General features: G+C 37.5%; 23 protein-coding genes and 1 other annotated feature. Of the genes, 16 read left to right on the forward strand and 7 right to left on the reverse strand.

Going from position 1 to position 24554, the window contains the following annotated elements; genetic code table 11:
• Positions 1–11 precede the first annotated feature (11 nt).
• Both MWJ95_RS06040 and MWJ95_RS06045 read left to right on the forward strand, forming a co-directional pair.
• A complete protein-coding gene (locus MWJ95_RS06040) occupies positions 12–320 on the forward strand; it encodes a metal-sulfur cluster assembly factor (RefSeq protein WP_249073409.1) in 309 nt (102 codons plus the stop codon).
• A 686-nt stretch (positions 321–1006) separates the two neighbouring features.
• Positions 1007–1219, forward strand: a complete 213-nt coding sequence (locus tag MWJ95_RS06045; RefSeq protein ID WP_249104764.1) for a hypothetical protein — start codon at positions 1007–1009, stop codon at positions 1217–1219.
• Between the two features lie 98 nt (positions 1220–1317).
• On the opposite strand, the gene MWJ95_RS06050 is transcribed toward MWJ95_RS06045, so the two are convergent.
• Positions 1318–2004, reverse strand: coding sequence for a Crp/Fnr family transcriptional regulator (locus MWJ95_RS06050; RefSeq protein WP_249104767.1), 687 nt, complete (start codon positions 2002–2004; stop codon positions 1318–1320).
• A gap of 271 nt (positions 2005–2275) precedes the next feature.
• Here MWJ95_RS06050 and MWJ95_RS06055 point away from each other — a divergent pair, with 271 nt between their 5' ends.
• Positions 2276–4402: an ATP-dependent Clp protease ATP-binding subunit gene (locus MWJ95_RS06055; protein ID WP_249104768.1), complete on the forward strand. Its 2127-nt coding sequence runs from the start codon at positions 2276–2278 to the stop codon at positions 4400–4402.
• A gap of 48 nt (positions 4403–4450) precedes the next feature.
• On the opposite strand, the gene MWJ95_RS06060 is transcribed toward MWJ95_RS06055, so the two are convergent.
• On the reverse strand, positions 4451–4645 hold the full coding sequence (locus MWJ95_RS06060) for a YjzD family protein (protein WP_249073406.1): 195 nt from the start codon (positions 4643–4645) through the stop codon (positions 4451–4453).
• Between the two features lie 433 nt (positions 4646–5078).
• Between MWJ95_RS06060 and MWJ95_RS06065 the strand changes: the two genes are divergently transcribed.
• The 4 genes from MWJ95_RS06065 to fabF all read left to right on the forward strand — a co-directional run bounded on the left by MWJ95_RS06065 (position 5079) and on the right by fabF (position 9128).
• Complete coding sequence (locus MWJ95_RS06065) at positions 5079–5639, forward strand: sigma-70 family RNA polymerase sigma factor (protein WP_249073405.1); 561 nt, start codon at positions 5079–5081, stop codon at positions 5637–5639.
• A complete protein-coding gene (locus MWJ95_RS06070; protein ID WP_249104770.1) occupies positions 5609–6607 on the forward strand; it encodes a DUF4179 domain-containing protein in 999 nt (332 codons plus the stop codon). The genes MWJ95_RS06065 and MWJ95_RS06070 overlap by 31 nt, the downstream gene beginning before the upstream one ends.
• 310 nt (positions 6608–6917) lie before the next feature.
• On the forward strand, positions 6918–7856 hold the full coding sequence (locus MWJ95_RS06075) for a beta-ketoacyl-ACP synthase III (RefSeq protein ID WP_249073403.1): 939 nt from the start codon (positions 6918–6920) through the stop codon (positions 7854–7856).
• A 30-nt stretch (positions 7857–7886) separates the two neighbouring features.
• Positions 7887–9128, forward strand: coding sequence for a beta-ketoacyl-ACP synthase II (gene fabF, locus MWJ95_RS06080; protein ID WP_249073402.1), 1242 nt, complete (start codon positions 7887–7889; stop codon positions 9126–9128).
• Between the two features lie 1137 nt (positions 9129–10265).
• Here fabF and trpS read toward each other — a convergent pair.
• Positions 10266–11255, reverse strand: a complete 990-nt coding sequence (gene trpS, locus MWJ95_RS06085) for a tryptophan--tRNA ligase (protein ID WP_249104772.1) — start codon at positions 11253–11255, stop codon at positions 10266–10268.
• Positions 11256–11333: 78 nt separating this feature from the next.
• Positions 11334–11567 (reverse strand) — a binding site (T-box leader).
• A gap of 539 nt (positions 11568–12106) precedes the next feature.
• Between trpS and spxA the strand changes: the two genes are divergently transcribed.
• The 5 genes from spxA to MWJ95_RS06110 all read left to right on the forward strand — a co-directional run bounded on the left by spxA (position 12107) and on the right by MWJ95_RS06110 (position 17613).
• Positions 12107–12502: a transcriptional regulator SpxA gene (gene spxA, locus MWJ95_RS06090; protein ID WP_024362527.1), complete on the forward strand. Its 396-nt coding sequence runs from the start codon at positions 12107–12109 to the stop codon at positions 12500–12502.
• A 436-nt stretch (positions 12503–12938) separates the two neighbouring features.
• Positions 12939–13607, forward strand: coding sequence for an adaptor protein MecA (mecA, locus tag MWJ95_RS06095; RefSeq protein ID WP_249073400.1), 669 nt, complete (start codon positions 12939–12941; stop codon positions 13605–13607).
• Positions 13608–13795: 188 nt separating this feature from the next.
• Entirely contained in the window at positions 13796–14917 is a 1122-nt protein-coding gene (locus MWJ95_RS06100; RefSeq protein ID WP_249104774.1) for a competence protein CoiA, read from the forward strand.
• Between the two features lie 48 nt (positions 14918–14965).
• Entirely contained in the window at positions 14966–16777 is a 1812-nt protein-coding gene (gene pepF, locus MWJ95_RS06105; protein ID WP_249073398.1) for an oligoendopeptidase F, read from the forward strand.
• Between the two features lie 470 nt (positions 16778–17247).
• Positions 17248–17613, forward strand: coding sequence for a hypothetical protein (locus MWJ95_RS06110; protein ID WP_249104776.1), 366 nt, complete (start codon positions 17248–17250; stop codon positions 17611–17613).
• A 76-nt stretch (positions 17614–17689) separates the two neighbouring features.
• On the opposite strand, the gene MWJ95_RS06115 is transcribed toward MWJ95_RS06110, so the two are convergent.
• From MWJ95_RS06115 to MWJ95_RS06130, 4 genes are all read right to left on the reverse strand, one after another.
• Positions 17690–18499 carry a DsbA family protein gene (locus tag MWJ95_RS06115; RefSeq protein WP_249104778.1) on the reverse strand — a complete coding sequence of 270 codons (810 nt, stop codon included), beginning with the start codon at positions 18497–18499 and terminating at the stop codon, positions 17690–17692.
• Positions 18492–18899 carry a globin domain-containing protein gene (locus MWJ95_RS06120; RefSeq protein ID WP_249073396.1) on the reverse strand — a complete coding sequence of 136 codons (408 nt, stop codon included), beginning with the start codon at positions 18897–18899 and terminating at the stop codon, positions 18492–18494. Before MWJ95_RS06120 ends, MWJ95_RS06115 begins: the two co-directional genes overlap by 8 nt.
• Before the next feature lie 219 nt (positions 18900–19118).
• A complete protein-coding gene (locus tag MWJ95_RS06125) occupies positions 19119–19895 on the reverse strand; it encodes a lytic transglycosylase domain-containing protein (RefSeq protein ID WP_249073395.1) in 777 nt (258 codons plus the stop codon).
• Positions 19896–19920: 25 nt separating this feature from the next.
• Positions 19921–20520, reverse strand: coding sequence for a CYTH domain-containing protein (locus MWJ95_RS06130; RefSeq protein WP_249104779.1), 600 nt, complete (start codon positions 20518–20520; stop codon positions 19921–19923).
• A 474-nt stretch (positions 20521–20994) separates the two neighbouring features.
• Here MWJ95_RS06130 and MWJ95_RS06135 point away from each other — a divergent pair, with 474 nt between their 5' ends.
• From MWJ95_RS06135 to MWJ95_RS06150, 4 genes are all read left to right on the forward strand, one after another.
• Positions 20995–21378, forward strand: coding sequence for a UPF0738 family protein (locus MWJ95_RS06135; protein ID WP_249073393.1), 384 nt, complete (start codon positions 20995–20997; stop codon positions 21376–21378).
• 62 nt (positions 21379–21440) lie between these two features.
• Positions 21441–22112, forward strand: coding sequence for a GTP diphosphokinase (yjbM, locus tag MWJ95_RS06140; protein ID WP_249073392.1), 672 nt, complete (start codon positions 21441–21443; stop codon positions 22110–22112).
• Positions 22109–22903: an NAD kinase gene (locus MWJ95_RS06145; RefSeq protein WP_249073391.1), complete on the forward strand. Its 795-nt coding sequence runs from the start codon at positions 22109–22111 to the stop codon at positions 22901–22903. The genes yjbM and MWJ95_RS06145 overlap by 4 nt, the downstream gene beginning before the upstream one ends.
• 1 nt (position 22904) lies before the next feature.
• Positions 22905–23813 (forward strand): RluA family pseudouridine synthase, encoded by a 909-nt coding sequence (locus tag MWJ95_RS06150; protein ID WP_249104929.1) that lies wholly within the window; start codon positions 22905–22907, stop codon positions 23811–23813.
• The last annotated feature ends 741 nt before the right edge of the window (positions 23814–24554 follow it).

The following is a 24554-nucleotide window of genomic DNA, read 5'->3' on the forward strand; positions in this document are numbered from 1 at the left end:
GAGAAATACAGATGGATCAAGATATGAAAGACAGCATGCTAGGTGCATTAGAAAATGTAATTGACCCTGAGCTTGGTATTGATATCGTCAACTTAGGTTTAGTATATGATGTAGAGTTAGATGAAGAAGGTGTAGCAACGGTTACAATGACGTTAACTTCTATGGGTTGCCCGCTAGGACCTGTTATTGTTGATCAAGTAAATACAGCTTTAGGTGAGCTTCCAGAGGTAAAAAGTACAAATGTCAACATTGTATGGAATCCACCTTGGTCAAAAGATAGAATGTCACGCTATGCAAAAATGGCATTAGGTGTACGCTAAGTCCACTTAAAGCACAATAGAAAATCCCCGCTTGCAACAGTAAGCGGGGATTTTTGCTGTCGAAAAACTATTGAGTATGGTGTTGTATAAACATATGACTTTCGGCAAAGTGAGGGGGTGATTTCCGTTCTTGCTGGGCGCTTTAACAAAATGACAACCAACATTTTAGTTTGAGCGGGACCTTTTCAGGAGTTATCGCCCAACTTTTAAATTTTATCTACCAACTTGCACGTTTTATCTACCAACTTCTGAATTTTATCGACCAACTTTCGCGTTTTATCACCTAACTTTTAATTTTTATCGACATCCACCTTCCGAAGAGCAAAAAAAAGGATTCATACACAAAACTGTGTGTGAATCCTTTTACTTTATAATGTTGCCAGTCTCCATTCCAATCAACTTATCCGCATGACATACGTTTTAACAAAATGACATCTAACTTTTAGTTGAGCGGGACCTTTTCAGGAGTTATCGCTCAACTTTTAAAATTTATCTACCAACTTTTAAATTTTATCGCCCAACTTTCAAGTTTTATCTACCAACTTCTGAATTTTATCTACCAACTTTCACGTTTTATCACCTAACTTTTAATTTTTATCGACATCCATCTTCCGAAGAGCAAAAAAAGGATTCATACACAAAACTGTGTGTGAATCCTCTTACTTTATAATAGTGTTCATTCTTAATTGCACAAATTGGAGTGGAGGCTACTCGACTCCCGTGCGAAAGCAAAGCGACAGCAACAAATGTTTTCTATAGCGAAAGCGAAGCGTCAGCTACAATGTTTTATCTGTGCGAAAGCGAAGCGACAGCAACAATGTTTTATCTGTGCGAAAGCGAAGCGACAGCAACAATGTTTTATCTGTGCGAAAGCGAAGCGACAGCAACAAAGCGAGTAGCCTGGAACAAAATCAACCCCTTGCTTTGCTGAAGAGCATGCTTTAATGGCACAAAATCCCCACCTATAACTCAGAGGTGGGGATTTTGTGTTTAGTTATTAATCAATACGACATATTTGTAACGGACAATTTTCACAGGCGATTTCATCCTTTAAAAATTGTAGATCGTGAATGGTAATGTACCCTTTTTCAAAAGATAGGATATTGTGCTTCTTTAAGTCATTAAGCATGCGATTAATCATCTCTCGACTCGTCGCACATAAATTAGCGATTTCTGTATTTGTTAACGGGAAGTCAATATAAATAGTGTCATTTTCTAAAGGCTTTCCATAAGTATTCGAAAGACGGATGAGTGTTGAAAATAAAGCACCCTTTTTACCATTTAAAACTAAATCGCGCAAACGACTTTGGTGCTTTAAATTTTCGGTTTGTAACCACTTCATATATTCCACCATTAGATTAGGTTGTTCTACTAATAAAAGTTCTAGTGATTCTCGGCTTAGAACATATAAACTAGAGGGTTCTAATACTTTTGCTGTCATGGAATTAAACGTCAGGTTACAAAATAATGAGCCCTCTCCAATCATACTATCTGGACCACAAATGCGAATGGTTAATTCCTTCCCATTCGCCGTTTCTTGGCTAATCGAGATAGCCCCTGTTTTTATATAATAAATTTCTTTCGCGCGTTCGCCCTCTAAAAAAATTTTACTATCCTTATTCACTTTAATAAAAACACCGTGCTTTTGAAATAGATCGTGAAATTTTTCTTGTATATTATTCATTATTATCATTCCCAACACATCGCTTTCTTTTTGTAAAAATTACATAATTATTACAAAAGGATGGTGAACAATTTCGATACTAATTCTAAGAAACATACTTTTATTATAACGTAATTTTCCAGTTATAAGTGAAGAAATTTTAGGGTTAATTCTTTGCGAAGGTTTGTCGGATGTTGTAAAATAAAGTTAGTCAAAAAAGGTCAAACATTCTTTCGAGAAACAGAATGGCAAACAGGATTCCGCTGAACATTATTGAAAAGGAGTGCTAACTATGCAATTTCAACAAACAGATGATAAAAAACCATTAGAACAGTTTGGACGTAATTTAATTGAAGAAGTAAAAAACGGTAAAATGGATCCAGTTATCGGCCGTGATGAAGAAATTCGTAATGTTATTCGTATTTTAACACGCAAAACGAAAAATAATCCTGTTTTAATAGGTGAGCCAGGAGTTGGTAAAACAGCTATTGTAGAAGGATTAGCCCAACGTATCGTAAAGGGTGATGTTCCTGAGGGATTAAAGGATTGTATACTATATGAACTAGACATGAGTGCCTTAATAGCAGGTGCTAGTTACCGTGGACAATTTGAAGAACGCTTAAAAGGTGTTTTAAAAGAGGTAAAGGACTCAGAAGGGCGTATTATTTTATTTATAGATGAAATTCATACAATTGTTGGTGCAGGTAAAACGGATGGTGCGATGGATGCTGGGAATATGCTAAAGCCAATGCTTGCACGGGGTGAGTTGCATTGTATCGGGGCTACAACATTAGATGAATACCGTATGTATATTGAGAAAGATCCTGCTTTAGAGCGTCGTTTCCAACAAGTGCTTGTACGTGAGCCATCGATTGAAGATACTGTGTCTATTTTACGAGGCTTGAAAGAACGCTTCGAGTTACATCATGCGGTACGTATTCATGACCGTGCAATTGTCGCTGCAGCTGAACTTTCAAATCGCTATATTACAGAGCGCTTCCTGCCGGATAAGGCCATCGATTTAATCGACGAAGCTTGTGCGATGATTCGTACAGAAATTGATTCCATGCCGCAGGAACTGGATGCCGTAACACGTCGTATTATGCAGCTCGAAATCGAGGAGCAAGCATTGCGCAAAGAAAAAGACGAAGCAAGTAAAAAGCGCCTAGAGCAACTCAGTGAGGAATTAACAAAGCTTAAAGAATCCTCTGAGGGCATGCGTAAACAGTGGGAAACTGAAAAAGAAGCGTTACACGGCATTCAGAAAAAACGTGAAAAACTTGATAAATACCGACGTGACTTAGATGAAGCAGAAAGTAAGTATGATTTAAATAAAGCAGCCGAATTACGTCATGGCAAAATTCCTACACTTGAAAAGGATATTCAAGAGATGGAAAAACAACTAGAGAATGGTACGGAGTCACGTATTTTACGTGAAGAGGTAACAGCTGAAGAAATTGCATCGATCGTTTCACGCTGGACAGGAATACCAGTGACGAAATTAGTAGAAGGTGAGCGTGAAAAATTATTGCGCTTAAAAGATACATTGCATGAGCGTGTAGTCGGACAAGATAATGCTGTACAGCTTGTTACAGAAGCGGTATGGCGTGCTCGAGCTGGTATTAAAGACCCGCATCGACCAATTGGTAGCTTTTTATTCCTAGGGCCAACAGGTGTTGGTAAAACAGAGCTAGCAAAGGCATTAGCGGCACAGCTATTTGATTCTGAGGAACATTTTATTCGCATTGATATGAGTGAATACATGGAGAAGCATAGCGTATCACGTCTTGTAGGAGCACCTCCAGGCTATATTGGTTATGAAGAAGGTGGGCAATTAACAGAAGCTGTTCGCCGAAATCCCTATTCAGTTGTATTATTAGATGAAATTGAAAAAGCCCATCCTGATGTTGCGAATATTTTACTGCAAATTTTAGATGATGGACGCATTACGGACAGCCAAGGGCGTATGGTTAATTTTACGAACACGGTGGTCATTTTAACCTCTAACATTGGCTCAAGCTATTTAATGGAAGCTAAAGAAGACGATGCAGCTGTGGAGGATTTAGTGATGACTGCGCTGCGTCAACACTTTAAACCAGAGCTCTTAAATCGTATGGATGATATTATTATGTTCCATGCACTATCAGATGAGCACTTTACTGCGATTGCTTGGAAATATGTCGAACAGCTTGTCAAACGAGTGGCAGAGCAAGATATTACTTTACAAGTCGATCAAAATGTAATTGACTGGGTTGTAGAACAAGGAGCAGATGCTCAGTTCGGGGCAAGACCACTAAAACGCTTCGTACAACGTTATATTGAAACAGCGGTTGCAAAAGAATTGCTTCGAGGTGAGGTATTGCCAGGAGAAACATTGCACATTAGAATGCATGAAGGTCAATGTATCGTAGAAAAATAACAAAAAAACCTGTTCCGCATGAAGCGAAACAGGTTTTTTCTAGTTGAATTAATGATTGTCTGCAGCTTCTGGAGTTGACTCGTTTGGAATAACCGCACCGATAATGAAAACAAGAATTGTAAATACAACTGATGTGACAACAGCAGTTTGGAAATCAAACGTTGCACCAAGTACAGAGCTTACTACGTAGTTTAACATTGAAACTAGTAGGAATGACCATATGAATGTTACGATATATTGCATTAATTTCACCTCAACCGAACTTTTTTATATCATAAAGTTTTACTACATATTCATTATCATATCATAACATAAATCGAAAAAAAAAGAACCTTTTCTGTGAAAATGGCGAATTTGTCACAACGATAACATTTCTTTTATGATTTCGAGGTCATCTCAATCTTAATTGTGGTTGTCGGCGCTTTTCTGAGGATGTCGGGCCAACAGATGTTTTTTCGCAAAAGCGTAGAAAGTTTAGTAAAAAGATTGATCTTTATAACAAAGATTGATCAATAAAATAAAGCTACAAAAAGTTTTTGAAACCAAACGTTCTGTTAAAACCATCTAATAACTGAAAAGGAAAAATAACAGACAGTGACAATTTAGGAGGGTTTGCCAAAGATGAACATGTGCAAACCAATATGGGGAAATTGGCATTAGACAAAGGAAGGTTAGGATGAATGAAATAAAGCTTGTCAAAAAAGCTAAAAAAGGTGACGATACGGCTTTTGAAGAATTGATATGCCTCTATAAAGATCAACTTTATCGCACTGCTTATTTATATGTACAAAACAAAGAGGATGCGTTAGATGTTGTTCAGGAAACGGCTTATAAAGCTTATTTATCTTTAGGACAATTAAAAAACTCAAATTATTTTAAGACATGGTTGATACGCATTCTAATACATAATGCGAACGAGTTGCTGCGTGCAAAGAAGAAAGTTGTAAAGTTCGAAGAGATAAGTAAATACGAAACCAACGAGGGCCCGACTAACCAAACAAATCAAATGGTGCAAAACATTGATTTAAAGACAGCGATTCAACAATTGGACGAAAGGTATCAGACGGTAGTTATTTTATATTATTACCATGATTTAGCTGTTCACCAAATTGCTTGGTACATGCATATACCTGAAGGAACAGTGAAAACGTATTTGCATCGGGCGAGAAAATCTTTAAAAAAATTATTAGAGGGAAGTGATCAAACATGGATAAACAGCAGTTTAAAGATGAAATAAACGATATAGAGGTTCCCCAACTCGATGTTTGTACAGCCATAAAGAAAGGAATCGTAAAAGCACAAAAAGAAAAACCGATAAAGCGAAAAACAAAACTACTAGCGATACCATTAATTGCTTCTACTCTTTTGATTGGTTTTTTTAGTTCAGGATTTATTTTTCCACAAATGAGTCGTGTATTGGCGGACGTACCTTTAATAGGGAAAATTTATTCGTCGTTTGATGATTCAATTGGTGAAAATCTTGCAGCCAGTAAACTTGTGACGGAATTAAATCAAAAAGCAATCAGTAACGGTGTGGGCGTAACCGTGAACAGTGTTTATTATGATGGAGGTAGAATCAGTGTAACGTTTAAAGTGGATCATTTTAATGCGAGATCAAACGAATTTATGTTTGACATCGGAAACATCGGAGACGGGAGCGACAAATGGATGAATGCGGCTCAATTTGATGGGGTGGTAACATCCGACGGGGACCACATCGGTCAAATTATAATTGATTATCCTGATAAAGAATTTCCGAAAGATATGACTTTGCCTATAACATTGAAAGCTATTAATGAGACAAAAGGAGAGTGGAGATTTGATATCCCGATTCACCAATTGCCAAATCATAAAGTAAATGTTGGACAGGCATCTACAAGTGATGATAAAGAACATGCATTGAATTTTGAAACTATTACAGTAGGAAGAGAATCAGCCGTGCTTGACTACAAAGCCATTTATCCACTGACTGGTAAGGACGATATGGCTCGGATTGATAAAGTAATAGATGATCAGGGAAATGAAATTAGTGTACTCAGTTCAGGTACTGAATTCAGTAGAAAAAAGATAGGTAATAGAATTGAATCCGATGAGCGCACCATTATCGGAAAAATACCTAATCATGCTAAGTTTATCAAGGTTTATCCTTATATTAGGCAGTCTGAAAAATCATTACCGCCGATAAAGGTTTATTTAAATAGATGATTAACTGCTTTATAAAAGGGCGCTTTAATAATCCAATATTTAGTTAGAGTAATGAACTCCGTTTTGATTAATCTTTTTTCAAAATGGAGTTTTTGCATTTGCTGATAAATAAAGGATGAAGGAAATTTTTTAAATCATTCTTTATTCTACGTATCCCCAAGGAGTCGCCCAATTTTCACTCCAATAAATGTATTTACAAAGTATAAGTTTTAAGCATTATTTTAATTCATCTTGCACCTCTCGTTCATTATGAGTTATAATTATGACCAGTTACTAATAATTGATAGTAAGAAAGCAGAGGGGTTGCTATATGAACGCTGGTATTATAGGGATTGGCAAATACGTTCCGGAGAAGGTCGTTACAAATTTTGATTTAGAAAAAATGATGGATACTTCGGATGAATGGATTCGAACTCGCACAGGGATTGAAGAACGCCATTTTGCCGCAGATGATCAGGAAACGTCAGATTTAGCGGTAGCTGCTGCAAAGGAAGCTATTGCTAAAGCAGGTATTACGCCAGAGGAAATTGGTTTAATCCTTGTAGCAACAGTCACTCAAGATCAAACGTTTCCAAGTGTAGCATGTATGGTTCAGGAGCAAATCGGAGCAGTTAATGCAGCTGCAATGGATCAAGCGGCTGCTTGTGCAGGATTTATATATAGTTTAGTGACAGCAAAGCAATTTGTAGAATCGAATGCTTATAAATATGTCTTAGTAGTAGGTGTTGAAAAGCTGTCGAAAGTACTTGATTGGGAAGATCGCAATACGGCTGTATTATTCGGTGACGGTGCAAGTGCAGCGATTGTTGGTCCAGTATCAGAAGGTAGAGGAATTTTATCATTTGAGCTTGGAGCTGACGGTACAGGTGGAAAGAACTTGTATTTAACACAGCAGGATACAATCGCTATGAATGGCCGTGAAGTATTTAAGTTTGCTGTTCGCCAAATGGGTGAATCTGCAGTAAACGTTTTAGAAAAAGCTGGTTTAACAAAAGAAGACGTAGATTTTTTAGTGCCGCATCAGGCGAATATTCGAATTATGGAATCAGCGCGTGAACGTCTAGAACTACCACCGGAAAAAATGTCAAAAACGATTCATAAATATGGTAATACGTCGGCGGCATCTATTGGTATTTCCTTGGTAGATGAGCTTGAAGCAGGTAAGATAAAAGATGATGATTTATTAGTACTTGTTGGATTTGGTGGCGGCTTAACATGGGGTGCCGTTGCAATGAGATGGGGAAAATAAAAACGAAAAATGCTTGAGGGGAGTAAGACAATGAGTAAACGACGAGTAGTAATTACAGGAATTGGCGCAGTTACACCACTAGGAAATAGCATCGAAGAAACATGGGCTAACATAAAAGATGGAAAATCAGGAATTGGCGAGTTAACACGTTTGAATAAAGATCTTTTCGCAGCAAAAATTGCCGCTGAGGTGAAAGACTTCAATATTGAAAAGTATATTGAACGTAAAGAAGCTCGTAAAATGGATCGCTTTACACAGTATGCTTTAGCAGCGTCTATCATGGCGATGGAAGATGCACAATTAACAATTGATGAAGAATTAGCACCACGAGCAGGTGTCTGGATTGGCTCTGGAATCGGTGGTATGGAAACATACGAACAGCAATTTTTAACATTCCAAGAGCGTGGAGCAAGACGTGTAAGTCCATTCTTTATTCCAATGATGATTCCAGATATGGCTTCTGGCCAAGTGTCGATTCACTTTGGGGCAAAGGGCATTAACTCTTGTTCAGTAACTGCTTGTGCTTCAGGTACAAACTCTATTGGGGATGCTTTTAAAGTAATTGAACGTGGCGATGCAGATGTGATGATTTCAGGTGGTGCTGAGTCACCAATCGTTACGATGGCAGTAGCAGGCTTCTGCGCAAATACTGCATTATCTTTAAATACAGATCCAGAAACAGCTTGTCGCCCATTCGATAAAAATCGCGATGGTTTCATTATCGGTGAAGGTGCGGGTATTGTTATTTTGGAAGAGTATGAGCATGCAAAAGCACGCGGTGCAAAAATCTACGCAGAAGTTCTTGGCTATGGTGCAACAGGGGATGCGCATCATATTACCGCTCCAGCTCCAGAAGGGGAAGGTGCTTCTCGTGCAATGAAGCAAGCTTTAACTGATGGCGGCGTAGAAGCTTCACAAGTAGACTATATTAACGCGCATGGAACAAGTACACCTTATAATGATTTATTTGAAACACAGGCAGTAAAAACAGTCTTCGGTGAACATGCCTATAAGCTTGCAATGAGTTCTACAAAATCAATGACAGGTCACTTATTAGGTGCAGCTGGTGGTGTTGAAGCGATCTTCACAGCGCTAGCACTGAAAGAAGGCATTTTACCACCGACAATTAATTTAACAGATCCAGATCCAGATTGTGATTTAGATTATGTACCGAATGAAGCTCGACATGCAGATATTAAATATGCAATGAGTAACTCACTTGGATTTGGTGGACACAACGCTAGTCTACTATTCAAAAAAATCGAGGAATAATAAAGTGAAATTTTAATTTCTTTCAGCAAATGACTCGGATAGAGAACTGGCGACATAATAAAGTAAAAGGATTTATACACAGTTTTTTGTGTATGAATCCTTTTTTTACTCTTCTGAAGGTGGATGTCGATAAAAATTTAAAGTTAGGTGATAAAACGCGAAAGTTGGTCGATAAAATTCAGAAGTTGGTAGATAAAATGTGAAAGTTGGTAGATAAAAATTAAAAGTTGGGCGATAACTCGTGAAAAGGTCTCGCTCAAACTAAAAAGTTGGATGTCATTTTGTTAAAACGTATGTCATGCGGATAAGTTGATTGGAGTGGAGGCTAGGCGACTCCTTGGGGATCAGCGATATTGAGGAACGAAGGCTAAAAGCATCACATCCTGTGATAACGCCTTCGTGACCAACCTCGGTGCTGTTGCTGTCGCTACGCTTTCGCACAAACAAAACCCTCTGCTGCCGCTACGTTAGCACTACGCTTTCGCGCAAAAGACATCTGTTGGCCCGAGACCCTGCAGCGAAGCGAAAAGGGGAACGAAGGCTAAGAGCATCACGTCCTGTGATAACGCCTTCGTGACCAACATCCTGTTGCCCCGACGCCCCCAGGAAGCTCTGCTCTGCGCGAAAGCGAAGCGTCAGCGGCAATGTTTTATCTGTAGCGAAAGCAAGGCGTCAGCTACAAAGCGCCTAGCCGGAACGGAAATCAACCCCTCGTTTTGAAGAAGAACCTTACATTTATATGATCAACTTAAAAAACGTCAGCTTAATTTACGTGGCTGACGTCTTTTTTTATAGTTTTGTGAATAGATGATAAGTAAGAAGAAATAGAAAGGATGCCCTTATTTTGTTCCGACTCTTTTTATTTTTAATGAGCTATGGCTTATTGATTCTCTCAGTAGGGAATCTCATCTTGTATTTGAATTATCGGACACTCGGATATTCCTGGATAGTGGTTTTTAAGTTCATGGCACAAACATCAGCATTTTATATGGCTATTGGATCAGCCGTTGTGTTATGCGCTGTTGTGCTTGATCTTGGTTATGATAGAACTTTACATGAAAAAGATAAGATGTAACTCTTAAGTTACTCTCTTTTTGGCCAAGCTCTTACGATCATCTTTATGATAAAGTTTTTTTTTTAGCGACGTGCACGACCAAGGCCCATTGCTTCTTCCATACGTTTTAATGTAGCACTTGCAATTGCATTTGCTTTTTCAGCACCTGCGTCTAAAATAATATCTAATTCTGAGGATTCTACCAAATTGTAGAACTTCTCTTGAATTGGTGTTAGGTGATCAATAACCGCTGCTGCAACACCTTGTTTGAAACCACCATAGCCAACGCCTTCGTATTTTTTTACAAGGTCGTCAATAGCTACGCCTGAAATGGCAGATTCGATTGTTAGTAAATTAGAAACACCAGGTTTATTTTCCACATCAAATGCCACAATACCATCGGAGTCAGTAACAGCAGACTTAATTTTTTTCTCAATCTCTTTTGCTGTATCTAAAAGCTTGATTGTCGCTTTTGTATTTGGATCAGATTTACTCATTTTCTTGGTAGGTTCTTGTAGTGATTTGATACGAGCCCCTGCTTTTGGTAATTGAATTTCAGGAATCGTTAAAACATCACCATAGCGTTTATTAAAACGCTCTGCTAGATCACGAGTTAGCTCAATATGCTGCTTTTGATCATCACCGACAGGAACAATGTTTGTATTATATAAAAGGATGTCTGCTGCCATTAATGGTGGATATGTTAGTAGAGCGGCAGATACGCTTTCCTTACCGTGAGATTTATCCTTAAACTGTGTCATACGTTCAAGTTCACCAATCGATGCGACACATTGTAGCATCCAGCCTGCTTGTGCGTGAGCTGGCACTTCTGATTGAATGAATAATGTAGATTTTTTAGGATCGATCCCAGTAGCGATATACGTTGCTGCTAGGTTGCGAATATTTTGACGTAGTTCCTTTGGATCTTGTGCTACTGTTATTGCATGCTGATCGACGATACAATAAACGGCATCTCCTTCATCTTGTAATGCTGGGAATTGCTTAAATGCACCTAAATAATTCCCTAGAGTTACAATACCTGTTGGCTGTACACCTGAAAAAATAGTTGTCATGGTCATTTCCTCCTTGAATTTCGTCCCTTTTACATAAGTAAAATAAAAAAACATCATGCGTCCTCATTAGTAATCTAATGAAGGGACGAATGATGTTTGAATCCGCGGTACCACCCAGCTTGCCTAAATTGGCCACTCTACTTCGTAACGTGAAGGAACGAGCTTTGCTAATTGACTCCAGTAAGGAAACTAAAGACGTTCACAAAGCTAACTCGGAAGTCCATTCCAAATGCTTACACGATCTGTTTGCAGCGACCACAGACTCTCTAAACGTGTAAATGCAATTGTACTACTCTTCGTCAGCGTTTTTTATTTAGCTCAATTACCGTCGAGGTGGAACTCACCAAAGACATAATTGACTTATTTCAAAAAATTATATTATAAAGGCTCGGTGAAATGCAAGTGAGTAAAGTCAGACTTTTGGCGGTGTTCTTTCTTGGAAAAAAATTATATGATATTTTCGCTACTTTGTTTATCGCTATTCAGTAAATGTTTTATTTATATGAAACCAATATTAGTAAATAAACGTCCATATTGTACACACGGAATTGACAATATTCTCGTTTAATTTTTTTAAATGAGAAAAAAACAATCCAGAAATGCATGTTTAAATTACCTTGCGAATGGGAATAATAATAGTAGTTCGTTAGACATGCCAAGAAGTAACTACACTTTAAGTTATATAAAAAAACAGAAAATTTCGTGTGATAAAGGGTTATTCTTTTTTTTATTGGAACTATATTCAAACATCACAGAGTACTGTATAATGGTATGTAGATTACATTACATTAATTCTAATTTAACACACTGGTTTATAGATAATGATTAAAAGGAAAGGATGTGTCAGTATGATAGTAACTTTATTTACATCACCAAGTTGTACGTCTTGCCGAAAAGCGAAAGCATGGTTAGAGGAGCATGAAATCCCATATACAGAACGCAATATATTTTCCGAACCATTGAGCATTAGTGAAATTAAAGAAATTTTGCGTATGACAGAGGATGGTACGGATGAAATTATTTCAACTCGATCAAAGATTTTCCAAAAATTGAATGTTGATGTTGAAAGCTTACCATTGCAACGTTTATATGAGCTAATTCAAGAGTACCCAGGCTTATTACGTCGTCCAATTATTTTAGATGAGAAACGGTTACAAGTTGGCTACAATGAGGATGAAATTCGTCGTTTCCTACCTCGTAAGGTTCGTGCTTATCAATTGCAAGAAGCACAGCGCATGGTGAACTAATAGCTACGTTATCTGCATAGAATAAGTATTAGATGTTACATATGCAACAAGCATATTGTGGCATCTATTTTTTTTGTGTTTTACTTATGTAAAACCTTCTATATAAAGTATAATAAATAGTAGGGAAAAGTCATATATTTCCGTAAAGTATGTTAAACTTGATTTTAACTTAATAGTTTACTACAATTTCAATAATTCAAATATCTTCTGTGAAACGGTGTATATCCTTTTCATTTTATGACAGAACAGCATACAATATAAGTAGAGACAACTGTGGACAATTAATTTTTTATTTCGGTTGCTCGACGGTTTTACTGTAGTGTGGTCAAAGGTTGAAAAACAAAAATGGAGTATGAGGTTAAAAACAATGAATAAAAGCATACTAATGAAACAAAACTGTTTTTCGACAAATGACAGTGAAGGGAGATGAGGTCTAGTGGACATCGAACGTGTAAACGAAAATACACTCAAGCTCTTTATTACGTACAATGATATAGAGGATCGCGGCTATAGTCGTGAAGAAATTTGGTACAATCGAGCGAAGGGTGAACAACTTTTTTGGGATATGATTGATGAAGTAAACACGGAGGATTATTTTGATGTAGAAGGTCCGATTTGGATTCATATCAATGCGTCTGAAGTAGGCTTAGAAATCATAGTCACACGTGCACATATTTTAAAAGACGGTGAAACCTTAGATGGTTCTTCGCATTTTGATGAACACAAAGAGATGTTTGCCCCATTCGAGGACGTTGGAGAGGATCTTCTCAGTCAACTAACTCAATTTGGTGACATGGATGAGTCAGAGTTATTCATGGATACAGACATTTATGTTTATAAATTTAAAGATATTGATGAGTTAATCCCTGTAGCGAAACGCATGACAGATGAATTAGTGGATTCCTCATTATTTAAATATGAAAATTGGTACTACTTGGTAGTTGACTTCGCAAATGCAGATGAAGAGATCAATCATCACGATAGAAATGCCGTAATTAAAGAATTTTTAATACCATCGAATTTCACGATCCATCGCTTAGAGGAATATGGTGAAAAAATTATGGAATTTAATTGCTTTGAAACAGTACGAAAATATTTTATTTAAAATAATGAGTATTTGATTCAGTGTCTAGACTGTAAACAAACTTGGTGAAAATCAAGTTTATTTACAGTCTTTTTATTTGGGAAAAAACAATTTAAAAGATAGCATATTTTAAATTTCAAGAAAAAGCCGTACTTTATTTGTTGCTATCAAAACACTCCTTTACAATTAGTCAAAAAGGAGCTGATTTTATGCTGATGGCCTATAACGAGCAGCAACAGATTTTCCTCCCATATCAACATACAAGGGAAGCTTTACAACAATATAGGCGACAGATGAAATTTTATTGTCCCCAATGCCAACAGCCTGTCCAATTAAAGATCGGTAAATATAATATCCCTCATTTCGCTCATATGGCTTGTAATAGCTGTGTACAGTTATTTGCAGAGGGTGAATCAAAACTTCATTTACAAGGAAAAGTCCAATTATTTGAATGGCTAAGAAAACTCGGTCATACAGTAAAGCTGGAGCCTTATTTACGGAAACTTTCACAGCGACCAGATATGCTCCTGATAAAGGAGAAAAAGCAAATTGCCATTGAATTTCAATGTAGTACAATTTCTCATGAAAAGTGGCAATTGCGTACAGCTGGATATGAGAAAAATTCTATACAGCCATTATGGCTTTTTCAAACACCTCAAAGACAATCTACACAAGGTATTCAAAAAATTTCTATTTCTCCAATTATGCAAAAGGTGATCATTGCCACAGCACAAGGATTAGCTTATTTAGTGACCTATGATGCAAACACATCAAGATTTATTTATTGGACGAATCTTCTTTATGTTCATGGGCATACTTTTATAGGTAAAGTACAAGAACTAACTGTTCATAAACAGCATTTTCCTTTTTATGAGCCTAAGTCCATTACGAAAGAGGAATTTCATCTTTATTGGCAGCTTTATAAGAAGCATTGTAAGCAATTCGTTTACCATCGATTATTACATAGTAAAAATGGGGTGCAAGATTCATTTTTACGAAGTAGTTATGAGTTACGTTTTGCTTTGACTGCTATGCCTGATTACGTAGGTATTCCAGTGGAAAATGCAGAAGCGATACCAATGTTTTCTATTGAGTGGCAAACGATTTTGCATCATTTTTGTCGTCGTTTACAAGTAGAACCTCATGAATTAGACGAGAGAAATATTCGATCGTTTTTAATCCAAGAAAATGTGGAGATTACAAATCAAGCAGTACAAGCGATTAAAAATTATGGAATGGTACTGGCGAAAAGTAAGCAAAAAAATGGGTGCTTTTCGGATATTCGTGAGCAAGTGTATGCACATTTATTTGCAATTGCCGCAATATGCTGAGAAAATATGAGAGTATAGGAAAAACTCACATATAAAGGGGGCTGGCACATGGCTAGTAATCAAGTTTTAGTAAGAAATGAAGTTCCAGAAGAGTTAACTTGGCGTTTGGAGGATATATTTGCAACGGATGCTCTATGGGAAGAAGAGTATAAGGAAGTTGCAGAACTTGCCAAAAAGGCGTCTAGCTTTGCAGGTACTTTAAAAAATGGTGCAGATGCATTATTAGCAGTTCTAACTTATCACGATGATATTTATGAACGTACAATGAAGCTTTACACGTATGCTCATATGCGTAATGACCAAGATACGACAAATAGCTTTTACCAAGATATGAATAGTCGTATTCAAACATTAGCTACTAGTATCTCAGCTGCCCTATCGTTTATAACACCTGAGATTTTATCATTGAGTGAAGAAACGATAGAACGTTACTTAGCAGAAAATCAAGACTTACAATTGTATTCGCAATCTTTAAAAGAAATAACGATGGCACGTCCGCATGTATTACCAGCAGAACAGGAAGCATTACTTGCACAAATGTCTGAGGTAACAGGTACTGCTTCCAATACATTTAGTATGTTAAACAACGCCGACATGGTCTTCCCTAAAGTGAAGAATGAAGACGGCGAAGAAGTACAGCTAACACATGGCAACTATATTAAGTTTTTAGAAAGTAAAGATCGTACTGTTCGTGAAAATGCGTTTAAAGCAGTATACGAAACTTACGGAAACTTTAAAAATACGTTTTCGGCTACACTAACTGGCAATGTTAAAAAGCATAATGTCAGCGCACGTATCCGTAATTATGATTCTGCTCGCCACGCAGCAATGTCTAACAACTTCATCCCTGAAAGTGTTTATGATCAATTAGTAGAAACAATCCATAAGCATTTACCAGCTATGCAGCGCTATATTTCATTGCGTAAGAAGCTTTTAGGTGTGGATGAACTGCATATGTGGGATTTATTTGCCCCACTTGTGAAGGAAGTTGATATGAAAATCACTTACGATGAAGCGAAGGATATTTTAGTCAAGGCTTTAGCGCCACTAGGTGAGGAATACCAAGGCATTGTTCAAAGTGGTCTTGATAATCGTTGGGTGGATGTCTTAGAAAACAAAGGGAAACGCAGCGGTGCGTACTCTTCAGGTGCATACGGAACAAATCCATACATTTTAATGAACTGGCAAGACAATGTTAATAATCTGTTTACACTTGCTCATGAGTTCGGCCATAGTGTACACAGTTATTATTCACGTAAAAATCAGCCGTTCGTTTATGGCGACTATTCTATTTTTGTTGCTGAAGTAGCTTCGACATGTAATGAAGAATTGTTAAATGATTATTTATTGAAAACAATTGAAGATCCACAACAGAAAATTTATTTATTAAATCATTGGTTAGATGGCTTCAGAAGTACTGTTTTCAGACAAACAATGTTTGCTGAATTTGAACACCTAATCCACCAAATGGATAAGAATGGTGAATCTTTAACAGCGGAGCGTTTAACAGAGGTTTACTATGATTTAAATAAAAAGTATTTCGGTGAGGATATTGTGGTAGATGAGGAAATCGGCTTAGAATGGGCTCGTATCCCTCACTTCTACTATAATTACTATGTGTATCAATATGCTACAGGTAAATCAGCTGCAACAGCATTAAGTAAACAGATTTTAGAAGAGGGTGCTCCAGCTGTAGAACGTTATATTAATAACTTCTTAAAAGCAGGTTGCTCCGATTTCCCAATTGAGGTATTAAAATCAGCAGGCGTTGATATGAACGTTGCAAAGCCGATTGATGATGCATGTAAAGTATTTGAAGAACGTTTAAATGAGTTAGAAAAATTATTGTTGAATAATTAATTTAGAAGGCTGTAGGAATTTCACTACAGCCTTTTTTCTATGATTCATTGACTGATAAAAAATGAAAGCATAATGATTTTCTTTGATTTCTAAATGTTTAAAAGTGCGTATCTTGAAAAAATACTGTTTGTAATCGCTTTCTATTTGACAAATTTGTGAATCTAGCATCGGATATATTGCTATATTTATTATTCCGTGATAAAGTGATTCATGTGAAATAAATCACAAAAACAAACATACACCCCTTTGTTTGAACGTGAACATTTCTCCCATCCCCTTTGTGAAAGAGAGGCGTCACTATCTGTCGAGGATAGTGGCGCTTCTTTTATTTTTTGTTTTGTTATCAAAGGAAGATGTCATATTACATAAAGTATGGTTTTCGGCAAAGCAAGGGGTTGATTTCCGTTCCGATGGGCGATTTGTAGCTGCCGCTACGCTTTCGCACAGAGCAAAGCTTCCTGGGGCAACAGATGTTATTGCGCGGAAGCAGCACGCTGATTGCTGATAACATCAAGAAAATCGCTGATAAAATACCGAGAATCGCTGATAACAACATAGAAATCGCTGATAAAGTTTCGAGAACCGCCGATAGGTTATTTCACCATTTAGAAAATTATTTAATTAAGTTACATAAGCAAGGGAAAATTCCAAACGGGAACTTTAAATATACTGCGAATTTTTTCTATTCTTTGCTGTCGTCAATCTTAGTTTTCCAGTTGACATTACCATATATAAATGAGTATATTAATCCGGATATTGATGAAATGATAGATGAGGTTGTGCATTTATTTACAGTTAGTTTGTATAATCCGAGAGAACGTAACAAAAGCAAGTGAAGTTTATCTTCACTTGCTTTTGTTTCAGGGGCATCTTGGACAAGTCCCTATTGTATAGAATAATAGTATAATTGCATTATTTAATACGCCACAGTGTAGCGTGATCTGTCTGAATTCGTTCAATTTTTTGTTGTAGCATACGCTTTTTTAATTCGCGTTCAGCTGTTTGTTCTGTTAACGAGTAAATGAAAGCTACTTCATTTGTTGAAAGGGTATGAAATTTATCAAATAACTCTTCTACTGTTGGTAATGGTTGACGCACAAGTTGTTCATCCATCATTTCTTGTAAAATATGTTCATAAACTTCATAGGAATAGCTACCACTAACTTTTAGACCCTCATCTTCAATACATTCATTGAAAAATACAATGCTCGGTACTTCATCCACTTCCATTTCACGTTTAATATATAAATCGCATTGGAAGGCACGCGCTGCTTCCTTTGAACCAAAGTCTGCAGAAAATTCATTCATGTCTAATTGAACATCTTCTGCAATTTTCAACAGCGTAGCATAAGAATTGACATCTTGTTGATTTAATAATACATATTCTTGTAGTTTCGACAAATAGCGTGCTCCTACACGTTTGCCCTGTAACTCAGCCGCTTTAATAGCGATAGATGGTAGAACAGGGTGATTAATGTCGAGCTCAATACCTGATAAGCAACCCTTTACACGTTTACTTAAACAATTCAAAGAGGCAAGCTCTGTGCTTAGTACAAAGCGCCATGTAAAGTAATGGTTGTACTCAAGATGTAACTTACGAAGAATGGCTTGCATATTATACGCTTCTGGACAAAGTGGATCTACGAAAATATATAATTCAATAGGCTTATTGGCAGTAGAAATCACAGGAGTTGGCTCTTGCAGCATTTGAATATTATTCACGTAACAATTCCCCCTCATCGTCATTAGGTGTATTAATCATGTGATGAGCTGTTAATACTAAACGTTGGTAATAAGTTTCGCGGAACTTTCCTTCCAACCCAACTTCATCCATCGCTTCGGACATGCATTCAAGCCAAGCTTGAGCACGATCAGGTGTAATCGGAAAATTCATATGGCGTGCACGCATCATTGGATGTCCATGCTCCTCAGTAAAAAGATTTGGTCCACCTAAATACTGTGTTTGAAATTGAATTTGCTTGCGGGCTGTCTCTGTCAAATCTTTTGGAAAGATTGGCATAAGATCAGGATGCTTAGCAACTCTTTTATAAAACGCATGGATTAGCTCTGAAAGCTTTTCAGCCCCCAGCTCCTCATAAGGAACAGTGTATTTTCGGCTCATAAGTTAAATGCCCCTTTAATTCTTTATATCGTAAAGTATATTTTTTATACTTGGTCATCTTTACAAATGTGAATTTCTTGTGACTACCTTCATTCTATCAACGTCTTTTAGTTAACACAAACAAAGCGCTCTTCCAAAATGTTTTCGCTAGAAAAGCACAAATTTCACCACATGGGTGAAATTTGCCGAAAAAGACTGTATTAACAATGTTTCTGCGATTTAAACGGTGTAGTAATTCATCACTTTTTTGACATAATTCTGTGTTTCTTTGAAAGGAGGAATGCCACCATATTTTGTAACACGTGAAGCTCCAGCGTTATAAGCAGCTAACGCTAATTTAGGATCATTATCAAATTTATCAAGCAGTTGGCGCAAGTATTTTGCCCCTGCCATAATATTTTGCTCAGGATCAAAGGCATTTGTAACCCCTAAATATTGGGCTGTTTTTGGCATTAATTGCATTAATCCTTGTGCTCCAGCATGACTAACCACGTTTGAATTAAAATTAGACTCTTGCTTAATCACTGCAGCGATGAGTTTCTCAGGTACATTATATGTATTTGCTGCCTTTTGAATAATCGAAGCGTATTGGTTCGCACCTGCTAACGCATTGGCATACGCTGTTGAACCAATTACTTTATCCGAAACATAGGAGTCGAGTTTTGTACTTGATTGTGTGCTTGCTAATGCCGTCTGTACATCTGAAGGTATAAAGACGTTATTAGAACCCTTATAAAGTAATGATTGAAGCGCATTATTTTGCATATTGTCAGATAACCCAAACTGGTTCATCAATGACGAAGCGTAAGATACACCTCCGAGCATACTAGATAATTTTGCACTGTTAGTAGTAGTTGAGTCGCCTAGCAATTCGCTAATCATATCAGAAAACATAGAATTACTGTTTGTAAGATTGTTTGACGATGAATTTTCTGAAGATCCTAGTGTTTGTAATGCTTGAATGTCAAGTAAAGTTCTGAGTGATTGGATATCCAAGGAGTTGTCACCCTTTCTTGTTATTCTAGTTAAGCTCCTGTTTTTGATTCATTTGTAATGCCTTCATAAAACGTGCAATTTTTTTATCGGTAGCTCGTTTTTCGATACCATATTGCTGTAGAAATTCGTCGAAGATTGAATTTCCTTTTATTGCATCTTTTGATTCATATTCTACCTCATAATCGTCGCACTGCAAATAGAAAGAATGATCAAATACTAGAAGACCATCCTTATAAGGAATTTCGACACGATCCGTTGTTAGTGAACCAAATACGGCTAATTCTTCTAAAGGAATGTTGAATAGAGCTAGTCTTTTTGCTACTTCTTGTGCATAGAAACCTTCTCCATCAAGCATTTTCTTAGCTTGCTCAGCAGTTATTTCATCAGTTGTCTCTATATGAGCATGCTCTGCATTTTTTTCTTTTAAAGTACATTCAAAATATTTGTCGATTTGTCTAATACGAAGCCCACTTTGTCGTTTCCGAATAGCTTGAGAGGGTGTGTCGAAATAGTGATTTGTTTGACGGTGAATATCCTTTTCGGGAATATTGAATTGTTGCAATAAGTGTTCGTATTGTTGTTTTGTTAAAAGATTTTTAAATTCTATTTCAAGATGTTGTGCCATTATTCTCACCTGCTTATTTTAATTTTTTGTTGCTTAAAAGAAAGGATTAAATTGGCTATTTACTTTTCGTAAAGGCAGAGACGGTGCTTACTCTATGGGTGAAGCACGTGGAAAAAACGGTAATGACAACGCAAATGATACTAACGTTGTGTTACATCTTATTGAAAAGTCCACCTAACTATTTTCCAAATCATCAACACACTTTTAAAACTAGCTCAAAATTAGTTGATTGTAGTGGAGACTGGGCGACTCCTTGGGGATTAGCGTCACAGATGAGACCCTGGAGCGAGCAACGCGAGTGAAGCGGCTCATCGGACGCCCCCAGGAAAGCGCCCAGTCGGAACGGAAATCAACTAACGCCGCTATGATAAAAAATTTCATTCGTTATTTAGTTGATTTAGCATTTACACACTGCAACTAATTACCCTCTATGCTAAAATAAGAAGAAGAGTAAGACGAAAAGGGGAACCGCATGTGCGTAAAATTTATACAATAGAAACATTGAATTTTGAAAACGAGCAACTTCATTTTAGTTTAAACGACATTGAAGTAAATTTACAGTTAAAACCGGCAGCACAATTAATAGCAGATTCTGATGACTTTGCGTTTATTTATTTGCTTGATGCTGGAGAAAATTATCATTATTTGCGTTTTCCACCAAGTAGTTGGGATCAACTTGTACATATTTTACAAAAAAAGCAAAATCCAAAGCTACAATTAGGTGAAGATGTTATCGAGCTTACGAATTTTTACGATGAACTAGAAATGCTCGTGTATAATATTGAAGGAAATTACAATTATGGTGCGGAATTTGTCCAAACAGTGGAACAACACTTCAAGGCAATTCTTGCTGAATAAAAAGACAAAACGAACAGACGGTGTTGGTTTTGTTCGATACCGAATGTCGGGAGGTTTTTGCGATGGGACAATGGGAAATATTTTTAAGTCCTTATAAACAAGCAGTAGATGAGTTAAAAGTAAAATTAAAGGGTATGCGTTCACAGTTTGGTATTGTTAATGCAAATTCACCAATTGAATTTGTGACGGGACGTGTAAAGCCCTTAGCAAGTATATACGATAAAACATTAGAAAAAGGACTTTCATTTGAGCCTTCTAAACAGTTAGGTGATGAGCTAGGGGACATCGCAGGCTTACGTATTATGTGTCAATTCGTCGATGATATTTCAACAGTTACGGAGCTCATACGTCAACGTAAAGATATGCGTGTAGTAGAAGAGCGTGACTATATTACCCATAATAAGCCAAGTGGATACCGCTCATATCATATGATTGTCGAATATCCAGTAGAAACGATACAAGGGAAAAAAGTGGTATTAGCTGAAATTCAAATAAGAACCCTATCTATGAATTTCTGGGCATCTATTGAGCATTCTTTAAATTATAAATATAAAGGCATGTTCCCCGAGGAGATTAAAAATCGCCTGCAAAGTGCAGCAGAGGCTGCTTTCCGATTGGATGAGGAAATGTCGTCTATTCGTAGTGAGATACAAGAAGCGCAGGCCTACTTTAGTGAATACAAAGAAGCATCGAATCCTAATTTACTTTCGGAGAAGGAGCGTGACACAAAATGAAATTTTCCATTCAATCACGTAGAGATGCACAGTCGAATGAATTAATGGAGCTAGCCAGAACGTATTTGCAGGATTTTGGGTTAACTTATGATGAAGAGGCTCCTGAAATCGTTATTTCTATTGGAGGAGATGGCACTTTACTACATGCCTTTCATCGATATTCTCATTTGCTAGATCAGGTGGCCTTCGTAGGTATCCATACGGGACATTTAGGATTTTATGCGGATTGGAAACCATCTGAATTAGAAAAGCTAGTATTGTCCATTGCCAAAAAGGACTTTAATGTTGTGGAATATCCACTACTTGAGGTAAAGGTGGAGCATCATAATGCAGAATCCAATACGTATTTAGCGTTAAATGAAGCAACTGTGAAATCGCCTGATGTCACGCTTGTTATGGACGTAGTGTTAAATGGTAATCAATTTGAACGTTTCCGTGGAGACGGTCTTTGTGTGTCAACTCCTTCTGGTAGTACAGCTTATAATAAAGCCCTCGGTGGAGCAATTATTCATCCAACTTTAGCGGCACTCCAAATTACTGAGATAGCATCTATCAATAACCGTGTATTCCGTACAGTTGGTTCACCACTCATTTTACCAGCACACCATCACTGTGTTTTACGTCCAGTAAATGAGCAAAACTTTAATATGACAGTGGATCATTTACAAGTTACTGAAGGCGATGTAAAGTCGATTTCATTTAATGTTGCAACGGAAAGAGTACGTTTTGCCCGTTTCCGCCCATTCCCATTCTGGGAACGAGTACATGAGTCATTCGTCGCAAATGAGTAAAATGGATACAAGATTTACATTACATTTTATTGCGGAGAAGGACGGTCAACTACTAAGGGAGGCCCTCACTGAATGGCGCATATCCAAGCGTGCTTTGACGGCCATTAAATTTGATGGAGGCTTACTAACTGTGAATGATGTTGAACGCAATGTTCGACATCCTCTTCGCGTTGGGGATCGAGTTGAAGTGAAATTCCCTCCTGAAGAAAAAAGTGAAGGGCTTGCTGTTGAACATGGTGAACTTTCTATTATTTATGAAGATGAAGCTATTTTAGTGCTTAATAAGCCAGCACATCAAAGTACGATTCCTTCGCGGGAGCATCCAACACATAGTATAGCTAATCTAGTGTGTGGTCATTTTCAGCAGCAAGGTCTAGCATCAACGGCTCATATTGTTACGAGACTTGATCGTGATACTTCTGGATTGTTATGCATTGCCAAACATGCTCATATTCATCATTTAACGGGACTTGCACAGCGTAGCGGAGAGATTTCCCGACAATATGAAGCCATTGTTCATGGTCATGTAGCACAGGATATCCATTCAATCATTGCTCCGATAGGACGCAAGGAGACGAGTATCATTGAGCGTGAAGTGCGCGAGGACGGTCAATTTGCGCATACAGATGTAACGATTTTAAGGCACTTTTATTTCCAGAATGAACCGATGACACATATTCAACTAAAGTTGCACACGGGGCGAACACATCAAATTCGTGTGCATATGGCCTATGTAGGACATCCACTTGTTGGGGATGAACTTTATGGCGGAAGTCGCGAGCATATTAATAGGCAAGCCTTACACTGTGTGTCCTTAAAAATGCACCATCCTTTAACAGGTGAGAGTTTACAATTCACAAATAGCTTAAATGAAGATATGCAACGATTATTAAATAGCTCCTTAGTATGAAGTTCGAGACTATCTAAACAGTCATTAGTTCACTAAGAGTGAAAACTATACTGAACCATGTTATAAATTTAAGGAGATGTTCGCACAAACGGGCATCTCTTTATCATTTTATTTTCTATAAAAGTAATAAGTTCTTCTTAACAGCAAGTTAACAGAAAAGAAAGTGATAGTAGGATATAGTAAAGAAGAGGGTTATTTTGCTCAATACCGCAAGTTAGGAATGAAATTTTTTTACTTCTTTCAGCAATTGTCTTATGTAGCGAAAGCGAAGCGTCAGCAACAAAAGTCTCTCACCTCTATAGGTGGTGAGCTAAATGCGATTTTAAGTCACTTTTCAGAAGGTGTGTAAATATCCGCTGAAAGAAGTAAAAGCCTCCGGCGGATGTCATGTATACAAGTTGATTGGAGTGGAGACTGGGCGACTCCTTGGGGATCAGCGATAGGGGAACAAAGGCTAAAACCATCACATCCTGTGATAACGCCTTCGTGACCAACCTCGGTGCTGCTGCCGCTACGTTAGCACTACGCTTTCGCGCAAAAAACATCTGTTGGCCCGAGACCCTGCAGCGAAGCGAAAAGGGGAACGAAGGCTAAGAGCATCACGTCCTGTGATAACGCCTTCGTGACCAACATCCTGTTGCCCCGACGCCCCCAGGAAAGCGCCCAGTCGGAACGGAAATCAACCACACGTTAGGGTAACGGGGGAAATTAAGTTTACCCGCAGATTTATCCAATTAGCTA

It is taken from the genome of Lysinibacillus sp. Bpr_S20 (assembly GCF_023337835.1).
Taxonomy (GTDB): Bacteria; Bacillota; Bacilli; order Bacillales_A; family Planococcaceae; genus Lysinibacillus.